We start from the raw sequence: 812 nt of genomic DNA on the forward strand, positions 1-812 counted from the left end.
TCTTCCTGCCATTCCATGGTAGATAAGTTTGATTGTTTCGTGGGATGATAAACCTTTGGGGGGGGGGGCATAATACTTAGCGGCTGAAGTAATCACACCACATGTAATGCCATAGTTTTTACTATATTCTTCTGCAAGTCCATTACAGACTGTATAGACAATATCAGCTTGAGGAAGATAGGTTTTACAAAGCCAATCATTAAAATCAGCAAACAACCTCCTCCATCGTTCATTGTTTTCCATTTCTCTTGGATAGTATTCTCTTGCATCAAAAATCACTTTTGCATTTTTTTTAGCCTCCAAAACAAAGGGCAAAAGCACCAAATCGTGGCAAAAAATAATATCAAACTCACATTTATTTAAATGCTCTATTATTTTCATACGCGTTGGAATTTGAACAAGTTTTAGATAATCTTTTTTTGCAACATTCCTTTCTAGCTCCTCTTCTTGCTCTGCAGTTCGCTTTAAAGGAATATCATAAGATAAAACCTCGATTCCATCCAGTATAAGCCCCTCAATACCCCTACCAATAATTGTTACAAGATAATGTTTCCTTAAGAGGTTTACGACACGATGAGGTCGTGGATCTACTGCCGGATTCCCCTCACTGATGACACAAATCTTTTTCATTCTAAGCCCACCTTATAAATTTCTTCCCATTTTGCAATGGCAAATAATCGCCATAAAAAATATTCTTCCCTAATTTGCATATCACAAAAAATCTCCTTAAGAATTCTTGAACGCTGAACACATTCTAACATTTCTTGTTTGATGTCTTTTATCCATAATTCTTGCGGAGATTCAAAGCCCAT

At 36.2% G+C, this 812-nt stretch carries 2 protein-coding genes; both read right to left on the reverse strand.

Going from position 1 to position 812, the window contains the following annotated elements; genetic code table 11:
* Positions 1–630, reverse strand: a 630-nt coding sequence (locus tag CCZ01_RS09940; RefSeq protein ID WP_146745256.1) for a glycosyltransferase, incomplete at its 3' end; no start/stop codon positions are given.
* Positions 627–812, reverse strand: a 186-nt coding sequence (locus CCZ01_RS10585; protein WP_112053039.1) for a hypothetical protein, incomplete at its 5' end; no start/stop codon positions are given. The genes CCZ01_RS09940 and CCZ01_RS10585, both read right to left, overlap by 4 nt.

It is taken from the genome of Helicobacter monodelphidis (assembly GCF_003288845.1).
Taxonomy (GTDB): Bacteria; Campylobacterota; Campylobacteria; order Campylobacterales; family Helicobacteraceae; genus NHYN01.